The organism is Prevotella sp. HJM029, assembly GCF_000599605.1.
Taxonomy (GTDB): domain Bacteria; phylum Bacteroidota; class Bacteroidia; order Bacteroidales; family Bacteroidaceae; genus Prevotella.
In genome coordinates this window covers 1-585 of sequence record NZ_AZHT01000054.1, presented here as the reverse complement: position 1 = coordinate 585, position 585 = coordinate 1, and the positions used below count along the sequence as shown (strand labels likewise).

1 protein-coding gene is annotated in these 585 nt (G+C 46.3%); it reads right to left on the bottom strand.

Translation table 11 applies throughout. The annotated features are described in order from the left end of the window. On the bottom strand, positions 1-585 hold a 585-nt coding region (locus tag X919_RS0104540), incomplete at both ends, for an IS5 family transposase (protein WP_028899195.1).

Genomic DNA, 585 nt, shown 5'->3' with positions numbered 1-585 from the left:
TTCTTTGTTCTCCATCGAGTCATATCCTTTATCGGCATAGACAAGTGCTTTCCGTGGCAATTTAGCTTTCTTCAGGGGTGTTTCTAAGTGTTTCATATCACTTTCATTGGCAGCTGTCGTTTCCTCGGCAAGAACCATTCCGTATTCATCCGTTACCGTGTGGCGCTTGTAACCGAAGTGGAGTTTTCCCATCTTCTTTACCCAACGGGCTTCTGTATCTACGTTAGGCTTGGCAACTTCTTTGAGCATGGCTTTCTCAGAAGCCTCTATGTTCTCATCCTCTTTTCTATCCTCAACGACCTCATAGCTCTTACCTCCACGGGGGCGACGGGGCGTATTCGTAATGCTGGCATCAACAATGGCACCACGCTTTACAATGATTCCTTTAGCTTCCAATTGCCGATTAAACTCTTCAAGAAGCGTATCATACAAATCCGCTTCAACAAGAATGTTGCGAAAACGGCACACGGTAGTACTGTCAGGAACGATATCTTCCATGCCAAGACCTGCAAAATGACTAAAAGACAGGCGGTCGTTAACCTGATCTTCAACTTCTCCGTCACTCAGACCATACCAGGTGCGGAG